The sequence below is a fragment of the Sphingomonas mangrovi genome, assembly GCF_047975845.1.
Classification (GTDB): domain Bacteria; phylum Pseudomonadota; class Alphaproteobacteria; order Sphingomonadales; family Sphingomonadaceae; genus Sphingomonas.
Genome location: NZ_JBIUCZ010000020.1, coordinates 38677 through 63843, shown reverse-complemented (window position 1 = coordinate 63843; position 25167 = coordinate 38677). Strand labels below are relative to the sequence as shown.

Sequence of the window (25167 nt, the reverse complement as noted above, 5' to 3'; positions counted from 1 at the left end):
CCAACAGGTCCGCAAAGGACGCCGGCCTCGTCTGCTTGCGCATCTCATCTCTCCGATACCCAGCGAAGAGAATCACATCCCCAGCTTTATGCAAAGGTCCCGCGAAGGCTGAGGTCTCCTGCGGCTAGGCGCGCGCTCTTGCCGCGAGAGATGCCAGCCTTCGCTGGCATGACGGTGGGGCTTTCTTCGTCAGCATGACGGGGAGGGGGGCGCCTCCCTTCAAAGCCCCCCGCGGCAGGCGAGTGCGTCCAGAAGATCGTCGATCCGCGCGGGATCGCCCGCGGCGATGACCTCGCCGATGCTGCCGGCGTGGAGCGGGTCGCCGGCCCAGTCGCACATGCGCCCGCCCGCACCCTCGACCACCGGCACCAGCGCGGCGAAGTCGTGGAGCTTCAGCTCCGCCTCGATCACCACGTCGAGGTGTCCCGACGCCAGGCAGGCATAGTTGTAGCAGTCGCCGCCCAGCACCGTGCTGCGCACCGCCGCGTCGACATGCTCGAAGGCGTGCAGCTGGTCGTCGGTGAACAGCGCGGGAGAGGTGGTGGCGAGCAGCGCGTCCGCCAGGTCGCGGCAGCGGCGGGTGCGCACTTCCTGGCCGTTGAGCGTCGTCGGGCGGCCGACCACGCCCAGCCAGCGCTCGCGCAGGATCGGCTGGTCGATGATGCCGAGCACGGGCCAGCCGTCCTCGACCAGCGCGATCAGCGTGCCGAAGATCGGCCGCCCGGCGATGAACGCGCGGGTGCCGTCGATCGGGTCGAGCACCCACTGGCGGCCGCTGGTGCCCGGCCGCTCGCCCTCTTCCTCGCCCAGGATGCCGTCCTTCGGCCGCTCGGCGACGAGCAGCCGGCGCATCGCCGCTTCGGCCTCCTTGTCGGCCAGGGTGACGGGGGAGGCGTCCTCCTTGGTCTCCAGCCCGTATTCGGCGCGGAAGCGGGGGCGGATCGCGGCGCCGGCGGCATCCGCGAGGCGCAGGGCGAGGTCGATATCGGTCTGGGAAACAGGCATTTTCCGACCCTAGCGGCGGCACGCGCGGGCGCCAACCACGAAGCCGCGTGACGCGGCCATCCTGGGTCGCTAGGCTATCCCATTCGCTACGGGAGTTCGCCGATGCGTTCGATACTGCTCGTCGCCACCTTGTTGCTGCCGTTCGCCGCGCCGGCGCAGGCCGCGCTCGCGCCCGGTGCCAAGGCGCCCGACTTCGTCGCCAAGGGGGCGATCGCCGGAAAACCGTTCACGCTCCACCTGCGCTCGCAACTGCGCAAGGGGCCGGTGGTGCTCTATTTCTTCCCGGCCGCCTTCACCGGCGGCTGCAATGCCGAGGCGCGCGCCTTCGCCGAATCGGTCGACGCGTTCCGCGCCGCGGGTGCGACGGTGATCGGCATGTCCGCCGATCCGATCGACCGGCTGGAGCGCTTCTCCACCCAGCATTGCGCGGGCAAGTTCGCGGTGGCGAGCGCCACGTCGCGCGTGATCCGCGGCTACGACGTGGCGCTGGGCCGGCAGATCGCCGGTCGCGCCGCGACCAGCCGGACGAGCTACGTGATCGCCCCCGACGGACGCATCCTCTACGCGCACGACGATGCCAGCCCGATCGAGCACGTCCAGCGCACGCTCGCCGCGGTCCAGGCGTGGCACAAGGACCACGCCGCGCACCCCTAGCGAATCACCATCGCTTTTCGCGCGTTTGACGGTTACGTCAACGCAGGTGCGGGAGGGGCACGCCATCGTGACGGGAGATCAACGAGCGCGGTCGAAGACCTGGAGCGGCGACGCGGCGGCTGTGCCGGACGCGGCGTCCGAGTCGCGCGCGCTGTTCGATCGGATCGGCGCCTTCCTGGCCGATCAGCGGCTCGATCCGACCCCTGCCAACTACGACTTCGCCTATCGCGTGCTGAGCGAACCGCATGGGGCGCTCGCCCAGGCGGTGCGCGCGCTGGTCGATCGCGGGGTGCGGCTGGCACCCTCGGACGTCGAATCGCTGATGCGGCGCGAGGTGCAGCTCGGCGCGCTTTCCGCATGGCCGCTGGAGACGCTGCATGCGCAGGCCGACGGGCTGATGGCGCGCACCCGCATGCAGATCGAGGAGTTCGAGGTCACCGTCCGCACGATGCTGGCCGAGACGCAGGGGCTGGGGCGCGACCTCGCCACCGCGACCGCCGCGGCGATCCACGGCGGCGAGGCCGGCGGCCCGGCGCTGTTCGAAGCGCCGGCGGCGATCGCGGCGGCGATGCTCGAGCGGCTCTACCATGCCGAATGGCGGCTCGAGCAGGCGCGGCAGGAGGCGGGCGAGCTGCGCGGCGCACTCGGCGCGGCGCAGGCCGATGCGCGCTGCGATCCGTTGACCGGCCTCGCCAACCGTCGCGCCTTCGCCGAGGCGTTCGAGCGCGCCGCCGGCACCACGCGGGTGATGGCGATCTGCGACGTCGACCACTTCAAGGCGATCAACGATCGCTTCGGCCACGGCGTCGGCGATAGCGTGCTCAAGGGGATCGCCGCGTCGCTGCAGGCGGCGTTCGGCGAGCATCTCGTCGCACGCTATGGGGGCGAAGAGTTCGCGGTGCTGTTTACCGGCACCAATCTGGACGCCGCCTTCGCCACCGTCGAGGCGGCGCGCGAGCGGATCGCCGCCAACCGCTTCGAGCTTGGCAGCCACGGCGGCATGTCGCTTCGCCAGATCACCATCTCCGCCGGGCTGGTCCAGGCGGAGCCGGGCGAGGGCCTGGAGGCGGTCTATTGGCGCGCGGACTCGTGCCTCTACCTCGCCAAAACCCAGGGGCGGAACAGCGTGGTGTGCGCCTGACGCCGAAGGATGGCGTAGAGGACCGGTTCGGCTTGGTGGATTTTACCAAGTGGATCAGCGCGGCGGTGTCGTACGTCGCGATTCCAACGACTTAGGAAACTGGCACGAGCCCTGCAAAGCTTCTGGCATCGGCCGCCGGATGGTCTGGCGGGCCGAGGATCAGGGAGTTTCCACCATGTCGACCCGGCTCCACACGCTGCAGCTCAGCCTCGCCTCGTTCGTCGCCGCGATCGCCTTCGCCTCGCTGACGATCAGTGCCGCCGCCTCGGTCGTTCCGCTCGCCTGACCGGCCCCGCAGGAGATCTGCCATGCGCCAGTTCCGCATCGCGCTCGCCGCCTTCGCCGCCACCGCGACGCTGATCGTCGTCGCCGGCACGCCGTTCGCCTTCGCCTGACCGATCAGCCGCGCTTGTCGTCGTCGGTCTGCCGCGACGAGGCGTCGTCGCACCGGATGAAGCTGATCTTGCCCTGCGGCTCCAGAATGGCCCAGGCGACGTCGCGGATCGTGGCGATCCCCGCCAGCCGCATCTCCGACTCCACCTCGGCGCGAGTCATCCGGTCGCGCCGGAGGTTGTCCTCCAGCAGTTCGCCGTCGCGGATGATGATGCGCGGCGTGCCCTCCAGCGCCGGCTTGAGCCAAGGCACGAGATAGACCAGCCAGCCGAGCACCACGCTCCAGAAGGCGAAGGTGCAGATCGCCAGCGTCGCGCCGGTGAGGCTGAAGTCGTTGTGGGTGATCCCCTGCTGGATCAGGTCGCCGATCACCACCAGCGTCACGAACTCGAACGGTGTCATCTGCCCCAGCTCGCGCTTGCCGAGCAGGCGCAGCAGCAGGAACACGATCGCGAACATCGCGGTGGCGCGCAGCACGATATCCATCAGGGAAGCACTCCGATCGCAACGGGGGCGGTGACGATCGCGCGGTCGCCGTCCTGTAGCCGCACGAAGCCGCGGGTGCCGAGCGTCAGCGGCGGGTTGATCTGCCCGTCGATCTTGATCTCCAGCCGCTCGCCCGGCTTGAGGGGGCCGTAGTGGAAGGCGAAGGCACCGTCCTCGAACGCCTCCTCGCTCGCGGCCGGGACCTGCGAATTGATCGTCATGTCGCGCCACAGTTCGGGCGGGATGGCGAGGGTCGCGTCCGCGATCGGCACCTTGGCCTCCACCGCGACGCGCATCTCGAAGAACTCGCCGTTGCGCAGGATGCTCGGCGCGGACACGCCCAGCGTCGCCCCGGGCGCGGCGGCGAGCGTGGTGTGCGCACGGCCGCCGGCGAGCAGCCCGGACAGCGCCAGCGCCATCAGCGCGCCCAGGACGATCAGCGAGACGAGACTCGCGTGGCGGTGGAGCCGGCCGCGCCGTGCGGCATGCACTTCCCCCAGTCCGTCGGGATAGCTGGCCATGACTTCCGCCCCGTCGCTTGTTCTGTCGGTGTAACGAACATCGGCATGTCCGGGTTGCAGCGGGAGCCAAGCGGGCGCTGGTCGGTTGAAGGTGGGGAACAAGCAAGGAGTCGAGATGCTGGAACATCTGCCGCGCTGGCTGGGCGCGATCCTCCACGACGTTCGCGCGGGTGCGAGCAAGCTCACCATCGTCGACGAGACGCTGGGCCAGTTCGAGGCGCTGACCCTGTCGAGCCCCGCCTTCGCCGACGGCGCGCGCCTGCCCGAGCGCTTCACCGCCGACGGCACGGGCGTGTCGCCGCCGCTCTACTGGACGGGCGTGCCGGCGGGCACCGACACGCTCGCGCTGGTGGTCGAGGATCCCGATGCCCCCGCCGCGCAGCCGCTGGTTCATGCCATCGTCTGGGGAATGCCGCCGGCCACCGACCAGCTGGGCGAGGGGGCCATCCGCGCGGATGGCGACGGGACGCCCGACGGGACCGACGTGGGCCGCAACAGCTATCTGCGCGAGGGCTGGCTGCCGCCCGATCCGCCGAGCGGCCACGGCGAACACCGCTACGTCTTCCAGCTGTTCGCCCTGGGACCGGGTGAAGACCTCGATCCGACGCCGGGGCGCAGCGCGGTGGTGGAGGCGATGGCCGGCCGCGTGCTCGCCGCCGGGCTGCTCGTCGGCACCTATTCGCGCGACGAACCGGCCGACATCGGTCCGGTGGGCAGCGCGGTACCGTCGCCCGCTTGAACCCGGCGTGTCCCCGCGCAGGCGGGGACCCAGGGCCAAGCCGTGCTACCGTAGCGTGCGGGGCCCTGGGCTCCCGCTTTCGCGGGAGCACGAGAACCGCCGGGCTTAGCCGTTGACGACGGTGCCGCCGTTCGGGTGGAGCACTTGGCCCGACATGTAGCTCGAATCCTCGCAGGCGAGGAACAGGAACGAGGGTGCGACCTCGTTGGGTTCGCCGCGGCGGCCCATCGGCGTGGTCTCGCCGAAGGTCGCGAGCTTCTCCGGCGTCGCCCCGCCCGAGGGGTTGAGCGGGGTCCAGATCGGTCCCGGCGCGACGGCGTTCACGCGGATGCCCTTCTCGATGAGATTCTCCGAGAGGCTGCGGGTGAAGGCGGTGATCGCCCCCTTGGTCGAGGAATAGTCGAGCAGTTCCTTCGACCCCTGGTACATGGTGATCGAGGTGCAGTTGACGATCGCCGCGCCCGATTTCAGGTGCGGCATCGCCGCCTGCACCAGGAAGAACATCCCGAAGATGTTGGTCTGGAAGGTGCGGCGCAGCTGTGCCTCGGTGATGTCGGTGATCTCCTTGTCGGCATGCTGCTCGCCGGCGTTGTTGACCAGCACGTCGAGCTTGCCGAATTCGGCGATCACCTTGGCGATGGCGTCGTCGCAGAACGCCTTGTCGCCGACGTCGCCGGCGATGGTGAGCGCGCGCCGGCCCTCGCCGCGGACGATCTCGGCGGTCTTCTCGGCGTCGTCGTGCTCGCACAGATAGAGGATCGCGACGTCGGCGCCCTCGCGCGCATAGAGCGCGGCGACCGCGCGGCCGATGCCGCTGTCGGCGCCGGTGACCAGCGCGACCTTGCCCTTCAGCCGGCCCGACCCGGGATAGCGCGGCTGCCATTCGGGCTTGTCGTCCATCCGGCTCTCATGGCCGGGCAGCGCATCCTCGTGGATCATCGGTTCGACCGTGGACATCGCGAAAGGCTCCTCGTCTCTGGGGGTTAGCCGGAGAACGGGAGGCCGCGGCCGAGGTTCCGACGCGGGTTAGAGGTCGAGCTTCTCGTAGTCGGGCGGGGGCGCGACGCCTTCCATCCGCTCGGCGAGGAGCGGGCGGAAGCTCGGGCGGCTCTTCATGCCCACGTACCAGCGCTTGGCCGAGGTGTGCGTCTTCCAGTCGATCCCGCCGAGATAGTCGGCGACCGAGATCTGCGCCGCCGCCGCCAGATCGGCGAGGCTCATCGTCGCACCGCCCAGCCAGGCGCGGTGATCGAGCAGATAGTCGATATAGTCGAGATGCTCGACCGCCGCCTTCATCGCGTCGCGCAGCGCGCGCGTGTCGGGCGGCAGGCGGTGGACGATGCGCTTCTCCATGCGCTCGAGCAGCAGCGGCCCGGTGATCTCGCGGAAGAACTGGGTGTCGAACCAGGTCACCAGCCGGCGGATTTCCGCCCGGTCGGCGGCGGTGCCGTTGAGCATCGCCGCCTTGTCGACCGTCTCCTCGAAGAACTCGCAGATCGCCATCGAATCGATCAGCGTGACGCCGCGCTCCAGGTCGACCATCACCGGCGTCTGGCCGGCGGGGTTGATGTCGAGGAACTCGTCGCGGCGCGCCCAGGGGGACTCACGCACCGGCTCGTAGCCGACGCCCTTTTCCGACAGCAGCAGGCGGACCTTGCGCGAGAAGGGACACAACGGAAATTGCAGGAGCTGCCACATGGCTTTGCTGTTAAGCGGCGCGGGGGTTCGGCGGAAGGGGCTTGATGCTTAAACGGAGCGAATGACCGCGCTGCTGTGGCTGGCGGGCGCGATCCTGCTGGCGGAGCTGTCGCCGGACCGGCGTGCGCGGGGCGCGGCGGTGCTGCTCGCGTGCGTGGCCGGCACGACGCTGCCCGACCTCGATCTGTCGCTGGGGCTGGTCCACCGCAGCATCCTGACCCACGGGCCGCTGCTCCCGGCGCTGCTGCTGCTGGTGCCGCGCTGGCGGGCGGCGGCGGCGGGCCTCGCGCTCGGCGTCGGGCTGCACTTGGCCGCCGACACCTTTCCCAACGCGATGACCGGCTATGCGACGGTCAAGCTGCCGTTCGCCGGATCGATCGGCCGCACCGCCTCCTATCTGTGGCTGGGGATCAACGCGCTCCTGGCGACCGTCGCCGGTGCGGCGCTGCTCGCGCGCGACTTCCCGCCGCGCTGGATGCTGGGGCTGCTCGGAGGGAGCGCGGCGATCGGCGTCGCCTATCTGTTCGTGACCGACGGCGGCTGGCCGGCGCTCGCCGTCTACGCCGCGTTCGGCTGGCTGGCGGTGCGCAACCGGAAGCAGGGATTGCCCTCCCGGAACTGACCGGGAGGGCAACGCTCTTTATTCCGCCGCGACCATCTCTTCCGCAGGCGCGTCCGCCGGCGTGTCGGACAGCGGGTGGGGGAGGCGGGTGAGCATCTCCTTGGGCACCACCTGCCACAGCCGCTCCCGGGTGCGGTCCCAGTCCTCGAGCAGTTCGCCCGACCAGCGGCTGTCGGTCGCCTTGTGGTGCTCGGCGACGAGGTCGCGGACCACCGACTCCCAGTGCGCCGAGTCGATCCGCTGCCAGACGATGCTCTCGGGATTGGCGTGGCGGGGGAAGCGGTCCTCGGCGTCGTAGACGAACGCCATGCCGCCGGTCATGCCCGCGCCGAAGTTGGTGCCGGTGTCGCCCAGCACCACCGCGATGCCGCCGGTCATATATTCGCAGCCGTTGGCGCCGCAGCCTTCGACAACCACGGTCGCGCCCGAGTTGCGCACCGCGAAGCGCTCGCCCGCCTGCCCCGCTGCGAACAGCTGGCCGGAGGTGGCGCCATAGAGGACGGTGTTGCCGACGATGGTGTTGCGGTGGCTGACCAGCGGCGAGCTGACCATCGGCCGCACGACGATGCGGCCGCCCGACAGCCCCTTGCCGACATAGTCGTTGGCGTCGCCGAACACCTCCAGCGTGATGCCCTTGCACAGGAACGCGCCCAGCGACTGGCCGGCGGTGCCGCGCAGCCGGATGTGGACGTGTCCGTCGGCGAGCTTGGACATGCCGAAGGTGCGGGTGATCTCGCTCGACAGCCGCGTGCCGACCGCGCGGTGCGTGTTGCGCACCGAATAGGTCAGCTGCATCTTCTCGCCGCGCGAGAAGACCGCCGCCGCGTCCTTGATCATCTGCGCGTCGAGGCTGTCAGGCACCTCGTTGCGGAAGGTGTTGAGCGAGAAGCGCCGCTGGCTCTCGTCCGCATCGACCTTGGCGAGGACGGGATTGAGGTCGAGGTCGTCGAGATGCTCGGCGCCGCGGCTGACCTGGCGGAGCAGCTCGGTGCGGCCGATCACCTCGTCCAGGCTGCGGAAGCCCAGCCGCGCCAGGATCTCGCGCACTTCCTCGGCGATGAAGGTCATCAGGTTGATGACCTTCTCGGGCGTGCCGACGAACTTCTGCCGCAGCGCCGCGTCCTGGGTGCACACGCCCACCGGGCAGGTGTTCGAATGGCACTGGCGCACCATGATGCAGCCCATCGCCACCAGGCTCAGCGTGCCGATGCCGAACTCCTCGGCGCCCAGGATCGCGGCGATGACGATGTCGCGCCCGGTCTTGAGCCCGCCGTCGGTGCGCAGCGTGACGCGCCCGCGCAGGCCGTTGAGGGTCAGCGTCTGGTTGACCTCGCTGAGCCCCATTTCCCAAGGCGTGCCGGCGTATTTGATGCTGGTCTGCGGCGAGGCGCCGGTGCCGCCGACATGGCCGGAGACCAGGATCACGTCGGCATGCGCCTTGGCGACGCCGGCCGCGACCGTGCCGATGCCGGCCGACGACACCAGCTTCACGCAGACACGCGCGCGCGGGTTGATCTGCTTGCAGTCGTAGATGAGCTGCGCGAGATCCTCGATCGAATAGATGTCGTGGTGCGGCGGCGGCGAGATCAGCGTCACGCCCGGTGTCGCGTGGCGCAGCTTGGCGATGAACTCGGTCACCTTGAAGCCGGGCAGCTGGCCGCCCTCGCCGGGCTTGGCGCCCTGGGCGACCTTGATCTCGATCTCGTCGCAGGCGTTGAGATATTCCGCCGTCACGCCGAAGCGGCCCGACGCGATCTGCTTGATCGTCGAGTTGGCGTTGTCGCCGTTCTCGTAGGGCGTGTAGCGCGCCTTGTCCTCGCCGCCTTCGCCCGACACCGCCTTAGCGCCGATGCGGTTCATCGCGATCGCCAGCGTCTCGTGCGCTTCCGGCGACAGCGCGCCCAGCGACATGCCCGGGGTGACGAAGCGCTTGCGGATCTCGGTGATCGCCTCGACCCGCTCGATCGCCACCCCTTCGTCGGGATAGTTGAATTCGAGCAGGTCGCGCAGATAGACCGGCGGCAGGTCGCGCACGCCGCGGGCGAACTGCAGATAGGTCGAATAGCTGTCGCGCGACACCGCCGACTGCAGCAGGTGCATCAGCTGCGCCGAATAGGCGTGGGTCTCGCCGCCGTCGCGCTGGCGGTAGAAGCCGCCGATCGGCAGCGTGGTGATGCCGCGGTCGAACGCCGCCTGGTGCTTGAGCACCGCGCTGTAGTGGAGCGAGTGATATCCCTCGCCCGAGATCTTGGCGGGCATGCCGGGGAACAGGTCGTTGACCAGCGCGCGGCTGAGCCCGACCGCCTCGAAATTATAGCCGCCGCGATAGGAGGAGATTACCGCGATCCCCATCTTCGACAGGATCTTGAGCAGCCCCTCGTTCACCGCATGGCGGTGCTGGGCGAGGCACTGGTCGAGGGTCATCTCGCCGAACAGCCCGCGGCCCTGCCGGTCGGCGATCGCGGCTTCGGCCAGATAGGCGTTCACCGTCGTCGCGCCGACACCGATCAGCACCGCATAATAATGGGTGTCGAGGCACTCGCCGGTGCGCACGTTGACCGAGGCGTAGGAGCGCAGGCCCCGGCGCACGAGGTGGGTGTGGACCGCGGCCGCGGCGAGCACGCCGGGGATGGCGATCCGATCGGGCCCGACATGCTCGTCGGTCAGGAACAGCTCGCTGCGCCCCTCGCGCACCGCCTGCTCGGCCTCCTGCCGGATGCGCTGGATCGCGGCGCGCAGCACCTCATGGTCGTCGCCGGTCTCGAAGGTGCAGTCGATCTCCGCCGCCTGCGCGCCGAAATGCGTCTTGAGCCGCAGCCATTCCTCGCTGGTCAGCACCGGGCTTTCGAGCACCAGCACCGCATTGGCGGAGCCGTTGGTGTCGAGGATATTGGCGAGATTGCCGAAGCGGGTGCGCAGCGACATCACCTGCCGCTCGCGCAAGGGATCGATCGGCGGGTTGGTCACCTGGCTGAAGTTCTGGCGGAAGAACTGGCTGACGAGGCGCGGCTTGTCCGAGATGACGGCAAGCGGCGTGTCGTCGCCCATCGAGCCGATCGCTTCCTTGCCCCCCTCGACCATCGGCGAGAGGATCAGCTCCATGTCCTCCAGCGTCTGGCCGGCGGCGACCTGGCGCCGCGCGAGTTCGGCGCGGGCGTAGCGCGGCAGCTGCTGGCCGGCGACGGGCGCGAGATCGTCGACGGTCAGAAATTCCTGGATCATCGCCGGATAGTCGGCCTCGGCCGCGAGCTGGTCCTTGATCGTGCGATCGTCGAACACCCGGCCTTCGTCCAGGTCGACGGCGATCATCTGGCCCGGCCCGAGCCGCCCCTTGGCGAGCACCGTCGCCTCCGGCACCACGACCATGCCGGCTTCCGATCCGACGATCAGCAGGCCGTCGCTGGTCTGGGTGTAGCGCAGCGGGCGCAGCGCGTTGCGGTCCATGCCCGCGACCGCCCAGCGGCCGTCGGTCATCGCCAGCGCCGCCGGCCCGTCCCACGGCTCCATCACCGAGGCGAGATATTCGTACATGGCGAGGTGGCTGTCGGGCAGGTCCTCGTTCTCCTGCCATGCCTCGGGCACCAGCATCAGCTTGGCGGTCGGCGCATCGCGGCCGGAGCGGCAGATCGCCTCGAACACGGCGTCCAGCGCGGCGGTGTCGGAGGCGCCGGCCGGGATCACCGGCTTGATGTCCTCCGACCGTTCGCCGAACGCCAGGCTCGCCATCTTGATCTCGTGGCTGAGCATCCAGTTCTTGTTGCCGCGGATCGTGTTCACCTCGCCATTGTGGGCAAGGCAGCGGAACGGCTGCGCCAGCCACCATTGCGGGAAGGTGTTGGTCGAATAGCGCTGGTGGAAGATCGCGACGCGGCTCTCGAAGCGGTCGTCCTTCAGGTCCGGGTAGAAGTCCGACAGCGATTCCGCGAGGAATAGCCCCTTGTAGATGATCGAGCGGCACGACAGCGAGCAGATGTAGAAGCCGCTGATCTGCGCGGCGATCACGCGCTTCTCGATCCGGCGGCGAACGAGATAGAGGTTCTTTTCGAACTCGGCGGCGTCGACGGTGTCGGGCATCGGCCCGGCGATCATGATCTGCTCGATCTCCGGCCGCGTCGCCTGCGCCTTCATGCCGATCACCGACACGTCCACCGGCACCTGGCGCCAGCCGTAGATGGTGTAGCCCGCGTCGATGATCTCGCTCTCGACGATGGTGCGGCAGGTCTCCTGTGCGCCCAGATCGGTGCGCGGCAGGAAGATCATGCCCACCGCCAGCCGGTTCGGCCGCATGCGGTGGCCGGCGGCCGCCACCGCATCCTCGAAGAAGCGGGCGGGGAGGTCGATGTGGAGCCCGGCGCCGTCGCCGGTCTTGCCGTCGGCGTCGACCGCACCGCGGTGCCACACCGCGCGCAGGGCATCGATTGCCGACTGGACGACGCGGCGCGAGCTCGCGCCGTCGGTGGCGGCGACCAGGCCGACGCCGCACGCGTCGCTTTCGAACTCGGGCCGGTACATGCCCTCGCGGGCGAGGCGGAGGCGTTCGGCGTCCAGGGTGGCGGCGTCCAGGGTGGCGGAGTCGAGCGTGGGCATCAGTCGTCGCTTTCGGGCTTGGGCGGCGGGGGCAGGTGGGCGGTCGCGGCTTCCACCTTCTGGACGATCTTCGGCATCGCCTGCATCAGCAGCGGCGTGGCCTTGGACATCTCGCGGATCATGTCGGGATCGGCGAACAGCGACAGGAAATTGTCCGCGAACGCCTTGCCCGAGGGCGTCGTGAAGAAGGCGTTCATGTCGGCGAGCTGCGCGACGGTGAAGCGTCGCGCGAACGCGGCGGCGAGGCCGGCGCGCACCTGCGGCTCGACCTGGGCCATCACCGGCGCGAACTCCTCGCCCATCACCCGCGTCATGATCCGCATGCGCTCGTCGAACGCGGGATCCTGGGCACGGGCGGCATCGAGGATGCTGCCGGGCTCGGTCCCGCCGGCGTCCGCCGCGGAGATGCCGCCCATGCTGGCCAGCATCGCCTCCATCACGCGCGGATATTGCTCGCGCATCATCTTGGCGTAGACGCCCTGCGGGACGAGCAGCGCAACCGTCCGCTCGGCGGCGGCGAGCTGCGCAGGGTCGACTGCAGCCGGTGCAGCGGCGGGCGGCGCCGCGGTCTGCGCGGTCGCCACCGGCGCGGCGATCAGCGCCCCCGCCAGGTAGAGTGCGCGGATCATGCCGCCACTCTCGTGGCCTGGCGCTCGGGCACCGGCGCGCTGCCCGCCTTCGCGGCCTTCGCCTTGTCGCGGAGGTAGCGGTGGATATGCTCGGACACGTCGCGGCCGTCGCGGATCGCCCAGACGACGAGGCTCGCGCCCCGCACGATGTCGCCGGCGGCGAACACGCCGTCCAGGCTGGTCATCATCGACTTGCCGTCGACGCGGACCGTGCCCCAGCGGGTGACGCCGAGCTCGGGCGCCTCGAACAGCGTCGGCAGGTCCTCGGCATCGAAGCCCAGCGCCTTGATGACCAGATCGGCCTCCAGCACGAAGTCGCTGCCGGGATCGGCCTCGGGCGCGCGGCGGCCGCTGGCGTCGGGCGCGCCCAGCCGCATGCCGGTGGCGCGCACCGCGGTGACTTGCCCCTCACCCTCGAACGCGGCGGGGGTGGAGAGCCAGACGAACTCGGCGCCTTCCTCCTCGGCGTTGGCGACCTCGCGCTGCGAGCCCGGCATGTTGGCGCGGTCGCGGCGGTAGAGGCACTTCACCGACGTCGCGCCCTGGCGGAGCGCGGTGCGCACGCAGTCCATCGCCGTGTCGCCACCGCCGATCACCACCACCTTCTTGCCCTCGGCATTGAGCGCGCCGCCGTCGAAGGCGGGCACCGCGTCGCCGAAGCTCTTGCGGTTGGAGGCGGTGAGATAGTCGAGCGCGTCGATCACGCCCTCGGCCGCGACGCCCGGCGCCTTGATCGCGCGCGGCTTGTAGACCCCGGTCGCGACGAGCAGCGCGTCGTGGCGGGTGCGTAGCGCCTCCAGCGTCGCCTCGCGGCCGACCTCGAAGCCTTCGTGGAAGACGATGCCGGCGTCCTTCAGCCGTTCGACGCGGCGGGTGACGACGTGCTTCTCCAGCTTGAAGCCGGGAATGCCGTAGGTCAGTAGCCCGCCGGCGCGATCGTAGCGGTCGTAGACGTGCACCTCGTAACCGGCGGTGCGCAGCCAGTCGGCCGCCGACAATCCCGCGGGACCTGCGCCGATGATGCCGATCGACTGGCCGCGTTCGGGGCCGACCTGGACCGGCTCGACCCAGCCTTCCTCCCAGGCGGTGTCGGTGATGTACTTCTCGACCGCGCCGATCGTCACCGCGCCGTGGCCGGAGAATTCGATCACGCAATTGCCCTCGCACAGCCGGTCCTGCGGGCAGATGCGGCCGCAGATCTCCGGCATGGCCGAGGTCGCGTTGGACAGCTCGTACGCCTCGCGCAGCCGACCTTCGGCGGTGAGGCGCAGCCAGTCCGGGATGTGGTTGTGGAGCGGGCAGTGCACCGAGCAATAGGGCACACCGCATTGCGAACAGCGCCCGGCCTGGTCCTGCGCCTCGGGCGTTGCGTAGCGATCCGCGATCTCGCGAAAGTCCTCGGCCCGCAGCTCGGCATCGCGTTTTGGCGGGTAGGCCTGGGGTCGCGCAACGAACTTCAGCATCTGGTCAGCAGCCATGACATCCTCCGCCGGTGCGAAAAGCACAGCGGCGGCGGCAAGTCACGCAATAAAACTGCTTTATGTCAGGATTGCTGTCCTTGTTGTAGCGCGGCCGTTGCCGGGCAATCGGCTTGAGCTTGATTGTCTCAGATCAAGGGGCCGGTTCGGTCCTAAAGCTGCGAAAGCCAGACGATGGCGATGCCGCCCGCGACGATGCGATACCAGGCGAAGGGGGTGAAGCCGTGGCGCGTCACGATGCCCAGGAACCAGCGGATCACCAGCAGCGCGACAACGAATGACACGACGAAGCCGATCGCGATCGCCAGCCAGCCGTCGCTGCCGATCCCCTCGGCGTTCTTGTAGAGATCGTAGGCCGAGGCAGCGAGCATCGTCGGCACCGCAAGGAAGAAGCTGAATTCCGCGGCGGTCTTGCGATCGACGCCCAGACCCAGTGCGCCCATGATCGTGGCGCCCGAACGGCTGACGCCGGGGATCATCGCCAGGCACTGGAGCACGCCGATGCCGAGCGCCGTCTTCCAGCTCATCTGCTCGACCGTGGTGACGGTGGGGGCGCGGACCAGCCGCTCGATCACCAGGATCGCGATGCCGCCGACCACCAGCGCGACCGCGACGATCATCGGGCTTTCGAGCATCGCCTTGACCGCCTTGTAGACGATCAGGCCGATCACCGCCGAGGGCAGGAAGGCGAGCGCCACGTTGCGGGTGAAGGCGATCGCGCGCGGATCGCGGCGGCCAAGGCCTGCGAACACGTCCCAGAAGCGCCGCCAGTAGAGCACGATCACCGACAGGATCGCGCCCAGCTGGATCACGATCTCGAACGTGCCCGACGCCTCGCTCTTGAAGCCGAGCAGCGCGCCGGCGAGGATCAGGTGGCCGGTCGAGGAGACGGGCAGGAACTCGGTCACCCCCTCGACGATGCCGAGGAGGAGGATGGTCAGAAGGTCGCTCATGAAATTCCCGTCCGGACGCCCTCAGGCGGTGTGCGCGTGGCGCGAGAAGCGGCCGTTGCGGCGATACTGCACCAGCCAGCGGGGCGCGACGCTCTCGAACGGCGTCGGCGCGATGCCGAGCGCGGCGAGCCCCTCCGCATCCGACGACACGACGTTGTCGCGGCCGAGCATGCGCAGCTGGTCGCGGGTGATCGGCGTACCCGGCAGCGCCGCGAGCAGCCCGGCGGTGCCGGCGCCGAGCTCGACGGTGCGGATCTTGCGGTCGAGCAGCGTCGCGACCTGCTGGATCAGCTCGGCCATCGACAGCACGTCGGGGCCGCCCAGTTCGAAGGTGCGGCCGCCGAAGCGTTCGGGATCGTCGAGGGCCGCCACCGCGGCGGCGGCGACATCGCCGACATAGACCGGCTGGAAGCGGGTCTTGGGTGCGATCACCGGCACCACCGGCAACTTCTCGACCATCCGGGCGAAGCGGTTGGCGAACTGGTCCTCGCGGCCGAAGATCAGTGACGGGCGCAGGATCGTCGCCTGAGGGAAGTGGCGGCGCACCGCGGCCTCGCCCTCACCCTTGGCGCGGGCATAGGCGGTCTCGCCGTTCGCGTCCGCGCCGATCGCCGACACGTGGACCAGCGCCTCGACCCCGGCGGCCGCGGCCGCCTCGGCCACCGCCCCGGCGCCCTTGGCCTGCACGCCCTCGACGTCGCCGGTCAGCACGCCGGCCAGGTTCACCACCGCGTCGGCGCCCATCATCGCCCGCGCGATCGTGTCGGGGCGGCGGACGTCGGCGGCGATGAACTGGGTCTGCCCCAGCCCGCCCTGCGGCCGCAGGAAATAGGCCTGGCGCGGATCGCGCTGCGCGATGCGCACCCGCGCGCCCTGCCGCAGCAGCGCCTGCGCGACATAGCGGCCGACGAAGCCGCCGCCGCCGACCAGCGTGATCACCTTGTTCTTCATCGTGCCTGCCTCAGGTCCGCCCGAATTTCGCATGTCGCCGACCCATGCCGTGCCGCGCCGCGAAGGGCAAGGGAGGGGGCGCCGCGCGAAAAGCGCGCCATTTCGAAAAATCGCGCGGCGGGCTGTTGACACCCCCGCCGCGGCCCCGTAGAGGCGCCGGCCTACCCCGTGCCCAGATGGCGGAATTGGTAGACGCACCAGCTTCAGGTGCTGGCGATCGCAAGGTCGTGGAGGTTCGAGTCCTCTTCTGGGCACCATTTTCCTGTTCGAAGACAGGCAATGCGTCAGCTTCGTCGGAACGGCCGATGCGGCGTCTGCTGGGACGAATCCGGCCACGCGCGCAGCATCTCGCCACACGCTGGCAGTGGCTCGCCTGAACCATTCATCAGCTCGCCGGCGATGCGGCTCCTTACGCGGCGGGCGTTCCATCGCAGGCTGTGCGGTAGTCCACGACAATCGGATCGGCGTCTTCACCCTGCGTCGTGATGCCCAGCTTCGTGACGCCATCCGGGCCGACGAGGCTGAAGGCGCAATAGGCGTAGCCGGTACCCGAGCAGGCATCGGTATCCGGGAAGCGCGTGCGATAGGCGAGCGTGCGAGCGTCTTCGCCTGCGTCCACGCTGGACGGCTTGGCGGTCCAGCCAGCTTCGGCGAGGATCGTGCGGGCCTGGGAATAGCGCTGCCCGAAGACGGCCGGCACCTCGAAACGACCGCCGCAGACCGGATCGCTGCCCGCCACCGCGTCGAACGAGAGGTGGGTGTCGGACAGCGTGAACTGGCCGACCGGCATGGTGTCGTCGGATACCCGCAGATGGCCGCCCACGAGCTCCAGCGTGTTCATGCCGATGCCGTTCTTTCCTCGCCCGTACAGAAGGCCGATCAGTCGGTCGCCGCGGAAAAAGGCGATGTTCGGGTCTTTGGCGAAGCAATGGCCCGATGTGCCCGGATCATAGCCTCGCACGACAAGCACGGCGTCGAGGCCCTTGAAACGGACCTCCTCCGCGATCCGCCATCCGCGCTGCTCGGCCAGGCGGCCGCCGACGCTCTTCGCCTGTACCGTGTCGCCGCAATAGCCGTCCCGGACATCGGCATCGCCGCGGTAGGGTGTCGTCCTCGGCAGATCGTCGAGGTGCACCAGACGAGACCCTGGCACCGAGGATGTGAGCTCGTACCGAAACGGGTCTCGGGTGGGCGGGTCGGTGTGCGCCGCCACGTCGCTCGCTGTCGCGCTGCCCGCCGTCTCCGCGGTCGACGAGCCACTGCCGCTCCTTGCGTTCGTCGTAGACCGTACGAAGGCGATCGCCAGGGCAGCCGCGATCGCAACGATGACGATCCATGTGACGGCGCTCCGACGGGCGGTGGGGTGCTCGACGCTGGGAAACGAGTCCGGCGGCTCGGCGTTCGACATCGTTACCCCTGCCAAAGCGGATTATCGGAACGCGCAGGGCGGGCCGTGCGCCTCAAGGCTGGGCCGAGGTGCTGTGCGTCCGCTCTGCCGAAAAGCATCAATGCCGAATGTCGGAGAGTGCCGACAGGAACATGCTTCTCAGCCGGCGTCGCGCGATCTTCGATGCGTCGTAATCGGCGGGCTCCGTCGCAATGTCGGCGCAGGTCGCAAACGTGTTGGTCCGGCGGGCTGCCTCCTCGCATCGCTTCAACCAGGGAGCGTTCCGGGCGGCTGCCGTCCGGTACCGCGTGCGCGCTTCGTCGCACACCGTAGCGGCGTCGTCGGTGCAGGCTTGCGACAGCACGATATAGGACAGGAATTCGGTATCCCGATATCTGCCCGGCGAAGCGACGCGCAGTTCATCGATCACCTTGGCGTAGAAGTGGCAGCCTTCGGGATCGATCAGCAGCGCGTCGTTGTGCAGGAAGCAGGCGCGCGACAGGGCGCCCCATGCCTTGTCCAGGTCGCGGCTGACGCCGGTCCCCGTCCAGTACATCCAACCCAGATATTTGCAGGCGTACGGTCCCTGACCCGGATCGTCGCTGGCGCACACGCGCGTGAACACCGTCCGGGCGCGCGCATAGTCGCGCAACTGGCGATTGTGCAGGTAGAGTTTGCCCGCGCTGTAGCAGCCGCCCATGTTGAAGCCGGCCTCGCACGACATGGCGTAATGCTCGGCCGCGCCCCGCAGATCGCCTCCGCGCGCGGCGCTTACGCCCCTGCTCCAGCAGGTGTCGACGTTGGCTGTCTGCTCGCACGGGGGCGACTGCCGCGCCGGGGCGGGATATTCAATGGGGTAGTTGGGGAAGGTGTGCCCGTCGGAATCGCGCTCCCGCCCGATGTCCCGCATGTGCGCCAGCAGGCGGTCGGGAACACGCGTGATGCTGTCCGGCTGGCAGCGGAACTGGGCAAGCCGCGTGCCGGCACGGCTGACGGTCAGCAGGCCGTACGGCTGGAGTGCGGTGGGATCGCCGCCCGCGCCCGTGCGGAAGCCAGCCTCGACCCGATAGGCAGTGTCGCCGTTTGCGAAGGTCACGATCTCGTCGATCGTGACGCTGGGCCCGTTCTTTCGGCGATAGTCGAGATCGGCCAGCGGGCTGCTGAGCGTCAGTTCCGCCTTTTGACCGGGTGGCCCGTAGCGATAGAGCGCGCGGGTATCGACGATGGAGATCGAGACTTCCCGGTCCTTCCCCTCGATCCGGCAGTTCAGCACAGGTTCGGGGTCCGTCTTGGCAGATGCGGTGGCGGTAGTGGCGCAGATCAGCGTGGCCGTGGCAGCGAAAACGGAAGCGAGGTAGCGGGTCAGCGGGCCCGCGACCTTCATTATGCGCCTTGGGCTGTTCATCATGTCCCCCTCTCTCGCGACACAGCGATCAGGCCGGTCGTGATCCCCATCCGGAACCCAATAGGTATCGGGTATGCGGTATGTGGCTATCCCCAAGCTGACTCCACACCAACCGGTGGATGCGAAGCTCTCTCATCAATTGATCGTGGCTAGCGCCCTCGCACAACATCGATGAGATTCGGAAGATGTCAAACGCATACGCCGTTAAACATGCTCCAAGGGCGTTAATCCGGTAGCGGATTTGGGGCCGAATGGCGGCACCGTTCCAATAATTCTTGTACACATCAAGCACGCTCGGCCATAATCCGTCTTGCCTGAAGGAGTGGGCACGCGACGTGAATCTGCCGGCACGCATCAAGATGCTCGTCCTGATGGTCGGGATCGGCATTGCGCCGATCGCTTCCGTGGCGATCGCCGGACTTGTCGCGGACCTGAACGGCTGCGACCTTCATGAAGGCTACCCGCAACCCTGCATTGTTTTGGGGGCCGACATCGGCGCTCTGCTCTACACCATGACGGTCATGGGGTGGCTGATGCTGATCTCGCTGTTCTTCCTCGCCGGCGGGCTGCTGGGGCTGGTTTGGGAGGGCGTCCTGCTGTTGATGCGGGCCGTCTCGTCGAGGCTGCGACATTGAACCGCTTGCCGCGCCGATGAATTTCGCCGTCTCGTCGTATGCAGTGGCGGCGTTCGTGCCGCTGGCCGTCCGCCACTGCGTTGATCGCCGTGCTGCTGATCGGCATGTCGGTGTCGGGAAAGCTCCGCGGTGCCCGCCCCCAGGTCGACCATTCGGCTCGTGGAGACTGAAGGCGTGAGCAAGGCGATGCCTGGCGGCCAAGGTTGCGGCGCTAGCGGCGCACTGCCGGTGCCTCCCGCACTTTCCCGCGCCGCCCGGTGGAACCGAGCGTGGCGACGGTGGCGCTGGTCCGTCGTGGTGTGGCTGATCGCGCTTCCGTGGCTGATCGGCGGGGAGGCGGTCGCATTCGTGCCGTTCATCGCGGCCCTTGTCTTCGGCATGTTCTCGCTCGGGCCGATGCAGGCGATGCTCGCCGCTGCCTGGACGCGGTCACCGCTGCTTGGGCTCGCGAGATCTCTGGCGGCCGCAGCCCTGATCGCATCGATCTGGTATCTGCTGCTCGTCCCCCCAGGGCCGGTGCATATCGCGCACTTGCCGCTATGGGTGGCGAACCACCTCTTCTTCCTGGCCATCGCGTCGCTCACATGGCTCAAGCTGGCGGGGATCGCTGTGATCGAAGGGTTGAATCGTCTGTCGCGGCGCTCTGCCTGAGAATCGGAGGGGCCGACGGCCCGAAGCGGGCCGAAGGCGCAATCTCCTCCGCGGTTCGGCGGTACGCCGGCGTCAGCGGTCGCTTGCCCGATCCTGCCGGAGCAGCGCGATGGTTTGCTGGTAGGTCGCTTCCACCCGCCGCGACACCTCGGGGCCGAACCGGGCGACGCCGATCGCGACGAGGCCGCTGGCGAGGAAGCCCGGTACCATCTCGTACAGCACGGACGACGGGGCTTCGCCGCCGATGGCGAAGGGCGCGTAGAGCCAGATCAGCACGGTCGCCGCACCGACGACGATGCCGGCCAGGGCCGCTTCCGCCGTCATCCGCCGCCAGTGCAGGCTCAGCAGGATCACCGGCCCGAACGCCGCGCCGAACCCCGCCCAGGCGTTGCTCACCAGCGAGAGGATGCTGCTCGAGCGATCCATCGCCAGTCCCATCGAGACGAGCGCCACCGCCAGCGTGGCGAGGCGCCCGACCAGCACCAGCTCGCGCTGGCTGGCGTCGCGACGGAAGAAGGTCTTGTAGAAATCCTCGGTCAGCGAGCTGGAGGAAACCAGCAGCTGCGAGGAAATGGTGCTCATGATCGCCGCCAGGATCGCGGCGAGCAGGAAGCCGGCGACATAGGGGTGGAACAGCGTCTGCGACAGCGCGATGAAGATCGTCTCCGGATCCTCGAGCGGCAGGCCGGTGCGGGTCACATAGGCGAGGCCCGCGACCCCGCAGAGCACCGATCCGATCACCGTGACCAGCATCCACGACATGCCGATCCGCCGGGTGGTCGGCATGTCGCGCACCGAGCGCACCGCCATGAAGCGCACGATGATGTGCGGCTGGCCGAAATAGCCCAGCCCCCAGGCGAGGCTCGACACCAGCCCGAGCGCGGTCACCCCAGAAAACCAGGAGAGGTAGTCGGGGCTGGTCGCGCCCACCGTCGCCTGCGTCTCGGACCAGCCGCCCAGCGTCGCGATCGTCACGATCGGCACCAGCACCAGCGCCGCGAACATGATGCACCCCTGGACGAAGTCCGTGAGGCTCACGGCCAGGAAGCCTCCGAACAGCGTGTAGGCGAGCACCACGGCGGCCGTCAGCACCAGCCCGGCGGTATAATCCAGCCCGAACGACGCCTCGAACAGCTTGCCGCCGGCGACCAGCCCGGCGGAAGTGTAGAGGGTGAAGAAGATCACGATCACCAGCGACGCGAGCACCCGCAGTCGCCGGCTGCCGTCGTCGAATCGTTTCTCCAGATAATCCGGGATCGTCACCGCATCGCCGACCGCCTCGGTGTAGACGCGCAGCCGCGGCGCGACGAGCAGGTAGTTGGCCCAGGCGCCGGCGAGCAGCCCCACCGCGATCCACGCGGCGCTGTACCCCGCGAGGTAGATCGCGCCGGGCAGTCCCATCAGCATCCAGCCGCTCATGTCGGATGCGCCGGCCGACAGCGCCGCGACCGCGGGGGACAATTGCCGGCCGCCGAGCATGAACTCGGACACGTTGCTGGTCGACTTGCGCCAGGCATAGAGCCCGATGGCGAGCATCAGGACGAAATAGCCGCCCAGGGAGACGGCGGTTTCGAAGGTCATCGCAGTGCTTTCGATTGGAGATCGGAACGCGGGGGCTGTGCCGCCGCCGTTCAGGGCCGCGGCTCAGGGCCGCCGTTCAGGGACGCGTCTGGCCGTTCCCGCGCACCAGATATTTGAAGCTCGTCAGCTGCTCGAGCCCGACCGGCCCGCGCGCGTGCATCTTGCCGGTGGCGATGCCGATCTCCGCGCCCATGCCGAACTCGCCGCCGTCGGAGAACTGGGTGGAGGCGTTGTGCATCACCACCGCGCTGTCGATCGCCAGCAGGAAGCGGTCCGCGGCGTCGCCGTCCTCGGTCAGGATCGCGTCGGTGTGGCCGGAGGAATGCGCGGCGACGAAGGCGATCCCCTCGTCCAGCCCGTCGACGACCTTCACCGACGCCACGGCATCGAGATACTCGCGGTCCCAGTCGCTGTCGTCGGCGGGCAGCACGCGCGAGTCGAGCGTGCGGGCTTCCTCGTCGCCGCGCAGTTCGCAATCGGGCATCGCGTCGGCAAGCGCGGGAACGAGCGTCGCCGCGATCGCCCGGTCGACCACGATGCTCTCGGTCGCGCCGCAGATGCCGGTGCGCCGCAGCTTGGCGTTGCGGATCACCGCCACCGACTTCGCGACATCGGCCGCCGCATGGACGTAGCTGTGGCAGTTGCCGTCGAGGTGCAGCAGCGTGGGGACGCGCGCCTCGTTGCGCACCAGCTCGACCAGCCCGCGGCCACCGCGCGGAATTGCCAGGTCGACGTGATCGATCGCCCGCAGCAGCTCGCCGACCGCGGCGCGGTCGGTCGTCCCGACCGTCTGCACGCCATCCTCGGGAAGGCCCGCCTCGGCCAGGCCGGCGCGCATGCAGCCGACGATCGCCGCGACCGAGCGGCGGCTTTCCGATCCCCCGCGCAGGATGATCGCATTGCCGGACTTGATGCACAGCGCGCTCGCATCCGCGCCCACGTTGGGCCGCGATTCGAAGATCATCGCGATCACGCCGATCGGCACCGCGACGCGGCGGATGTCGAGGCCGTTGGGACGCTGGAAGTGCGCCAGTTCGCGCCCGACCGGATCGGGCAGCTCGGCGATCTCCTCCAGCGCCTGCGCCATCGCCGCGACGCGCGTCTCGTCGAGGCGGAGGCGGTCGAGGAAGGATGTCGGCTTGCGATCGGCGACATCGGCCACGTCCGCCGCGTTCGCCTCCAGCAGCGCGGGCGTCTCGGCCCGCAGCCGGTCGGCCGCTGCGCGCAGGGCGTGGTTGCGGCGATCGGTGCCGCTGGCGGCAAGGATGCGCGCGGCGACCTTGGCCGCGCGGCCGAGCGACGCGACATGCTCGGCGGCATCGAGGCCGCTCTCGGGCAGGCGGGTGTCGGGGGTCCGGGTCTGGGTGAGGGTCATGACGTCAACTTTCCGGCTCGAAAGCCTGATTTCTTTTCGAATGAATTTGGTTCAGCGCAGCTCGACGGCGCGCGCATAGGCCGCGTCGAGCGTCGCCTGGAGTAGCTGGTCCAGCGTGCCGTCGCCGTTCAGCGCGGCGAGGCCGGCGGCGGTGGTGCCGTTCTTGCTGGTGACGCTGGTGCGCAGCGCGTCGAGTTCCAGCGGCGATTGCTTCGCCATCTCGATCGTTCCGGCGAGCGTGCCCAGCACCAGCTGCTTGGCGGTCGCCGCGTCGAAGCCGATCGCTTGCGCGGCGGCGACATAGCTCCGCGCGATCTCGAACCCATAGCCGGGGCCGGAGCCCGCGACGGCGGTGAGGCGGTCGAGCTGATCCTCGTCCGCCACCCAGACCGCGGTGCCCACCGCCTCGGCCAGCTGCTGGACCGCCGCGCGCTGCTCCGGCGTGGCGGTCGGGTCGGCGCACAGGCCGCTGACCCCCGCGCCGATCGCCGCGGGAAGGTTCGGCATGATGCGGACGACGGGCACGCCGCCGGCCAGCGCGCGCAACCGCGCGAGCGAGCAGCCGGCAGCGATCGAGGCGACGAAGCCGCCCTGCGCCAGACGATCGGCGTAGAGCGGCAGCACCGCGTCGACCAGCTGCGGCTTCACCGCGACGATCACCAGATCGAACGCGCACGCGTCGGGCGCCGGCGGCTGCTGGACGAAGGTGACGGCCGGGAAGGGGGAGGCTGCTGCCGGATCGACGGCGGGATCGATGACGGTGAACTGGTGATCGGCATCCGGCCGGCCTGCGGCCGCCTGCCACTGCGACAACAGTGCCGCGCCCATCTTTCCGTACCCGACCAATGCGATCCGCAAACCGTTCCTCCATGCTCGTTTCGTCCGACCGTTTCGGGATCATGGCCAATCAACCGCGCGTTTGCGCAGGATCGGCGGTGTCGCATCAAAGATGATGGCGCCTAAAACGACGCGCTCGAGCGGCAGATTTGCCATGACCCGCCGAAGACGGTATGTGGCGCGATAATCCAATCCGCTGAAAATGTCAAAGTCGTCGGAGCGCCTGACGGCCGCGACCGTTTATTTATGTGCCTCAACTAACGATCCGGAGTGAACTTTGCGCGATAAAAAGAGAATTGTTGTAAAAATCGGTTCTAGTCTTCTGACAGACCAGGTTCGCCTGACGCCGCGCTGGGGCTTCATGCAATATGTCCTCGAAGACATCGCCCGCCTGCGCGAGGCGGGGCATGAGGTGGTGCTCTGCTCTTCCGGCGCGGTGGCGCTGGGGATGCGGATGGTCGGCGTCACGCCCGACAGTGCCGGGCTGCGCGACAAGCAGGCGGCGGCGGCGTGCGGCATGCCGCTCCTCCTCGACGCCTACAAGCACATCGGCCACCAGCACGAACTGCAGATCGCGCAGATCCTGGTGACGCTGGGCGACTTCGAGCACCATGCGCGCTTCCTCAACACCAAGAATACGGTGGACCGGCTGCTCGCGTCCGGCGTGCTGCCGATCATCAACGAGAACGACACGATCACGACCGAGCAGATCCGCGTCGGCGACAACGATCGTCTCGCCGCCAAGGTCGCGCAGATGATTCAAGCGCAGCATCTGGTGATCCTGACCGGCGTCGACGGGCTGTACGACCGCAACCCGTCCGAGCCGGGCGCCAAGCTGGTCGAGACGGTGCACGACGTCAGCCAGTATCTGACGGTGACGGAGGGCGTCAGCACGCTGGGCAGCGGCGGGATGCTCACCAAGCTGCAGGCCGCGAACATGGCGCAGAACGCCGGCTGCCACACGCTGATCGCGAACGGCGAGGGCGAGGCGCCGATTTCCGCCGCGCTGACGGGCCGCCGCCGCTGCACCACCTGCGTGGCGCATGCCGAGCCGCTGACGAGCTGGGCGACCTGGCTCACCAACCGCCTCCAGATGGCGGGCAGCATCGTCATCACCCAGGCCGCTGCCGAAGCGGTGGAGCGCGGCGAGCGCGGCATCGATCGCCACGACGTCCACTCGATCGCCGGCAGCTATGCCAAGGGCGACGTCATCCACGTCTACGACGAGAAGGGCGTCGAGCGCGCGCGCGGCATGACCGACTTCGGTTCGGAGGAAACGGCCATCCTGGTCCGCAACCAGGAGGTGCCGGTGAAGGCGCTGCTCGGCTATCAGTCGCGCGGCGTGCTGATCGAGAGCACCAACCTGATCGTCCTCGACGACCGCCACCTCCAGTGGGAGCGGCAGCCGGAACCGGCCTAGCCGCCGCCCGAACCCCCCT

Annotated in this window: 23 protein-coding genes and 1 tRNA gene; 9 read left to right on the top strand and 15 right to left on the bottom strand. The window is 69.1% G+C overall.

Annotated elements, in window-relative coordinates:
• Positions 1-219: 219 nt before the first annotated feature.
• Positions 220-1005 carry a histidinol-phosphatase gene (gene hisN, locus ACBY01_RS11030; RefSeq protein ID WP_416460894.1) on the bottom strand — a complete coding sequence of 262 codons (786 nt, stop codon included), beginning with the start codon at positions 1003-1005 and terminating at the stop codon, positions 220-222.
• 102 nt (positions 1006-1107) lie between these two features.
• On the opposite strand from hisN, the gene ACBY01_RS11025 reads away from it, so the two are divergent.
• The 3 genes from ACBY01_RS11025 to ACBY01_RS11015 all read left to right on the top strand — a co-directional run bounded on the left by ACBY01_RS11025 (position 1108) and on the right by ACBY01_RS11015 (position 3195).
• The gene (locus ACBY01_RS11025) at positions 1108-1659 is read left to right on the top strand and encodes a peroxiredoxin (RefSeq protein ID WP_416460893.1); all 552 of its coding nucleotides are present in this window, start codon (positions 1108-1110) and stop codon (positions 1657-1659) included.
• A gap of 67 nt (positions 1660-1726) precedes the next feature.
• The gene (locus tag ACBY01_RS11020) at positions 1727-2800 is read left to right on the top strand and encodes a GGDEF domain-containing protein (RefSeq protein ID WP_416460892.1); all 1074 of its coding nucleotides are present in this window, start codon (positions 1727-1729) and stop codon (positions 2798-2800) included.
• Positions 2801-3054: 254 nt separating this feature from the next.
• A complete protein-coding gene (locus tag ACBY01_RS11015; RefSeq protein ID WP_416460891.1) occupies positions 3055-3195 on the top strand; it encodes a hypothetical protein in 141 nt (46 codons plus the stop codon).
• Positions 3196-3199: 4 nt separating this feature from the next.
• Here ACBY01_RS11015 and ACBY01_RS11010 read toward each other — a convergent pair whose 3' ends face one another.
• Positions 3200-3679, bottom strand: a complete 480-nt coding sequence (locus ACBY01_RS11010) for a DUF421 domain-containing protein (RefSeq protein WP_416460890.1) — start codon at positions 3677-3679, stop codon at positions 3200-3202.
• Complete coding sequence (locus tag ACBY01_RS11005; RefSeq protein ID WP_416460887.1) at positions 3679-4200, bottom strand: hypothetical protein; 522 nt, start codon at positions 4198-4200, stop codon at positions 3679-3681. The genes ACBY01_RS11010 and ACBY01_RS11005 overlap by 1 nt, the downstream gene beginning before the upstream one ends.
• A 115-nt stretch (positions 4201-4315) precedes the next feature.
• Here ACBY01_RS11005 and ACBY01_RS11000 point away from each other — a divergent pair, with 115 nt between their 5' ends.
• Positions 4316-4939 (top strand): YbhB/YbcL family Raf kinase inhibitor-like protein, encoded by a 624-nt coding sequence (locus ACBY01_RS11000; RefSeq protein WP_416460886.1) that lies wholly within the window; start codon positions 4316-4318, stop codon positions 4937-4939.
• Between the two features lie 105 nt (positions 4940-5044).
• On the opposite strand, the gene ACBY01_RS10995 is transcribed toward ACBY01_RS11000, so the two are convergent.
• Both ACBY01_RS10995 and ACBY01_RS10990 read right to left on the bottom strand, forming a co-directional pair.
• Positions 5045-5896: an SDR family oxidoreductase gene (locus ACBY01_RS10995; RefSeq protein WP_416460885.1), complete on the bottom strand. Its 852-nt coding sequence runs from the start codon at positions 5894-5896 to the stop codon at positions 5045-5047.
• A gap of 69 nt (positions 5897-5965) precedes the next feature.
• Positions 5966-6637 (bottom strand): glutathione S-transferase family protein, encoded by a 672-nt coding sequence (locus ACBY01_RS10990; protein WP_416460884.1) that lies wholly within the window; start codon positions 6635-6637, stop codon positions 5966-5968.
• A gap of 61 nt (positions 6638-6698) precedes the next feature.
• Between ACBY01_RS10990 and ACBY01_RS10985 the strand changes: the two genes are divergently transcribed.
• On the top strand, positions 6699-7259 hold the full coding sequence (locus ACBY01_RS10985; protein ID WP_416460882.1) for a hypothetical protein: 561 nt from the start codon (positions 6699-6701) through the stop codon (positions 7257-7259).
• A gap of 18 nt (positions 7260-7277) precedes the next feature.
• Here ACBY01_RS10985 and gltB read toward each other — a convergent pair whose 3' ends face one another.
• The 5 genes from gltB to ACBY01_RS10960 form a co-directional block, all read right to left on the bottom strand.
• Entirely contained in the window at positions 7278-11846 is a 4569-nt protein-coding gene (gene gltB / locus ACBY01_RS10980) for a glutamate synthase large subunit (RefSeq protein WP_416460880.1), read from the bottom strand.
• Positions 11846-12475, bottom strand: a complete 630-nt coding sequence (locus ACBY01_RS10975; RefSeq protein ID WP_416460878.1) for a DUF2059 domain-containing protein — start codon at positions 12473-12475, stop codon at positions 11846-11848. The genes gltB and ACBY01_RS10975 overlap by 1 nt, the downstream gene beginning before the upstream one ends.
• Positions 12472-13953 (bottom strand): NAD(P)-dependent oxidoreductase, encoded by a 1482-nt coding sequence (locus ACBY01_RS10970; RefSeq protein WP_416460877.1) that lies wholly within the window; start codon positions 13951-13953, stop codon positions 12472-12474. The genes ACBY01_RS10975 and ACBY01_RS10970 overlap by 4 nt, the downstream gene beginning before the upstream one ends.
• 152 nt (positions 13954-14105) lie before the next feature.
• Positions 14106-14906: an undecaprenyl-diphosphate phosphatase gene (locus ACBY01_RS10965; protein WP_416460876.1), complete on the bottom strand. Its 801-nt coding sequence runs from the start codon at positions 14904-14906 to the stop codon at positions 14106-14108.
• 21 nt (positions 14907-14927) lie between these two features.
• Positions 14928-15857, bottom strand: coding sequence for a complex I NDUFA9 subunit family protein (locus ACBY01_RS10960; RefSeq protein ID WP_416460875.1), 930 nt, complete (start codon positions 15855-15857; stop codon positions 14928-14930).
• A gap of 170 nt (positions 15858-16027) precedes the next feature.
• Between ACBY01_RS10960 and ACBY01_RS10955 the strand changes: the two genes are divergently transcribed.
• Positions 16028-16114, top strand: a tRNA-Leu gene (locus ACBY01_RS10955).
• A 152-nt stretch (positions 16115-16266) separates the two neighbouring features.
• Here the strand turns inward: ACBY01_RS10955 and ACBY01_RS10950 are convergent.
• Together ACBY01_RS10950 and ACBY01_RS10945 are read right to left on the bottom strand one after the other, a co-directional pair.
• Positions 16267-17265: a hypothetical protein gene (locus ACBY01_RS10950; RefSeq protein ID WP_416460874.1), complete on the bottom strand. Its 999-nt coding sequence runs from the start codon at positions 17263-17265 to the stop codon at positions 16267-16269.
• A 97-nt stretch (positions 17266-17362) separates the two neighbouring features.
• Positions 17363-18628, bottom strand: coding sequence for a tetratricopeptide repeat protein (locus tag ACBY01_RS10945; protein WP_416460873.1), 1266 nt, complete (start codon positions 18626-18628; stop codon positions 17363-17365).
• 356 nt (positions 18629-18984) lie between these two features.
• Here ACBY01_RS10945 and ACBY01_RS10940 point away from each other — a divergent pair, with 356 nt between their 5' ends.
• Entirely contained in the window at positions 18985-19284 is a 300-nt protein-coding gene (locus ACBY01_RS10940; protein WP_416460872.1) for a hypothetical protein, read from the top strand.
• Positions 19285-19578: 294 nt separating this feature from the next.
• Entirely contained in the window at positions 19579-19935 is a 357-nt protein-coding gene (locus ACBY01_RS10935; protein WP_416460871.1) for a hypothetical protein, read from the top strand.
• Between the two features lie 72 nt (positions 19936-20007).
• On the opposite strand, the gene putP is transcribed toward ACBY01_RS10935, so the two are convergent.
• From putP to ACBY01_RS10920, 3 genes are all read right to left on the bottom strand, one after another.
• Positions 20008-21516, bottom strand: a complete 1509-nt coding sequence (gene putP, locus ACBY01_RS10930) for a sodium/proline symporter PutP (protein ID WP_416460870.1) — start codon at positions 21514-21516, stop codon at positions 20008-20010.
• A 76-nt stretch (positions 21517-21592) separates the two neighbouring features.
• Complete coding sequence (locus tag ACBY01_RS10925) at positions 21593-22891, bottom strand: glutamate-5-semialdehyde dehydrogenase (RefSeq protein ID WP_416460869.1); 1299 nt, start codon at positions 22889-22891, stop codon at positions 21593-21595.
• Positions 22892-22942: 51 nt separating this feature from the next.
• Positions 22943-23737, bottom strand: coding sequence for a pyrroline-5-carboxylate reductase family protein (locus ACBY01_RS10920; RefSeq protein ID WP_416460896.1), 795 nt, complete (start codon positions 23735-23737; stop codon positions 22943-22945).
• 268 nt (positions 23738-24005) lie between these two features.
• Here ACBY01_RS10920 and proB point away from each other — a divergent pair, with 268 nt between their 5' ends.
• On the top strand, positions 24006-25148 hold the full coding sequence (gene proB / locus ACBY01_RS10915; RefSeq protein WP_416460867.1) for a glutamate 5-kinase: 1143 nt from the start codon (positions 24006-24008) through the stop codon (positions 25146-25148).
• Positions 25149-25167 lie beyond the last annotated feature (19 nt).

What these genes read in the sequence shown, in the direction of transcription:
- hisN (WP_416460894.1), bottom strand. Translation starts at nt 1,005, where the DNA reads ATGCCTGTTTCCCAGACCGATATCGACCTCGCCCTGCGCCTCGCGGAT.
- ACBY01_RS11025 (WP_416460893.1), top strand. Translation starts at nt 1,108, where the DNA reads ATGCGTTCGATACTGCTCGTCGCCACCTTGTTGCTGCCGTTCGCCGCG.
- ACBY01_RS11010 (WP_416460890.1), bottom strand. Translation starts at nt 3,679, where the DNA reads ATGGATATCGTGCTGCGCGCCACCGCGATGTTCGCGATCGTGTTCCTG.
- ACBY01_RS11005 (WP_416460887.1), bottom strand. Translation starts at nt 4,200, where the DNA reads ATGGCCAGCTATCCCGACGGACTGGGGGAAGTGCATGCCGCACGGCGC.
- ACBY01_RS11000 (WP_416460886.1), top strand. Translation starts at nt 4,316, where the DNA reads ATGCTGGAACATCTGCCGCGCTGGCTGGGCGCGATCCTCCACGACGTT.
- ACBY01_RS10995 (WP_416460885.1), bottom strand. Translation starts at nt 5,896, where the DNA reads ATGTCCACGGTCGAACCGATGATCCACGAGGATGCGCTGCCCGGCCAT.
- ACBY01_RS10990 (WP_416460884.1), bottom strand. Translation starts at nt 6,637, where the DNA reads ATGTGGCAGCTCCTGCAATTTCCGTTGTGTCCCTTCTCGCGCAAGGTC.
- ACBY01_RS10985 (WP_416460882.1), top strand. Translation starts at nt 6,699, where the DNA reads ATGACCGCGCTGCTGTGGCTGGCGGGCGCGATCCTGCTGGCGGAGCTG.
- gltB (WP_416460880.1), bottom strand. Translation starts at nt 11,846, where the DNA reads ATGCCCACGCTCGACTCCGCCACCCTGGACGCCGCCACCCTGGACGCC.
- ACBY01_RS10975 (WP_416460878.1), bottom strand. Translation starts at nt 12,475, where the DNA reads ATGATCCGCGCACTCTACCTGGCGGGGGCGCTGATCGCCGCGCCGGTG.
- ACBY01_RS10970 (WP_416460877.1), bottom strand. Translation starts at nt 13,953, where the DNA reads ATGGCTGCTGACCAGATGCTGAAGTTCGTTGCGCGACCCCAGGCCTAC.
- ACBY01_RS10965 (WP_416460876.1), bottom strand. Translation starts at nt 14,906, where the DNA reads ATGAGCGACCTTCTGACCATCCTCCTCCTCGGCATCGTCGAGGGGGTG.
- ACBY01_RS10960 (WP_416460875.1), bottom strand. Translation starts at nt 15,857, where the DNA reads ATGAAGAACAAGGTGATCACGCTGGTCGGCGGCGGCGGCTTCGTCGGC.
- ACBY01_RS10950 (WP_416460874.1), bottom strand. Translation starts at nt 17,265, where the DNA reads ATGTCGAACGCCGAGCCGCCGGACTCGTTTCCCAGCGTCGAGCACCCC.
- ACBY01_RS10945 (WP_416460873.1), bottom strand. Translation starts at nt 18,628, where the DNA reads ATGAAGGTCGCGGGCCCGCTGACCCGCTACCTCGCTTCCGTTTTCGCT.
- putP (WP_416460870.1), bottom strand. Translation starts at nt 21,516, where the DNA reads ATGACCTTCGAAACCGCCGTCTCCCTGGGCGGCTATTTCGTCCTGATG.
- ACBY01_RS10925 (WP_416460869.1), bottom strand. Translation starts at nt 22,891, where the DNA reads ATGACCCTCACCCAGACCCGGACCCCCGACACCCGCCTGCCCGAGAGC.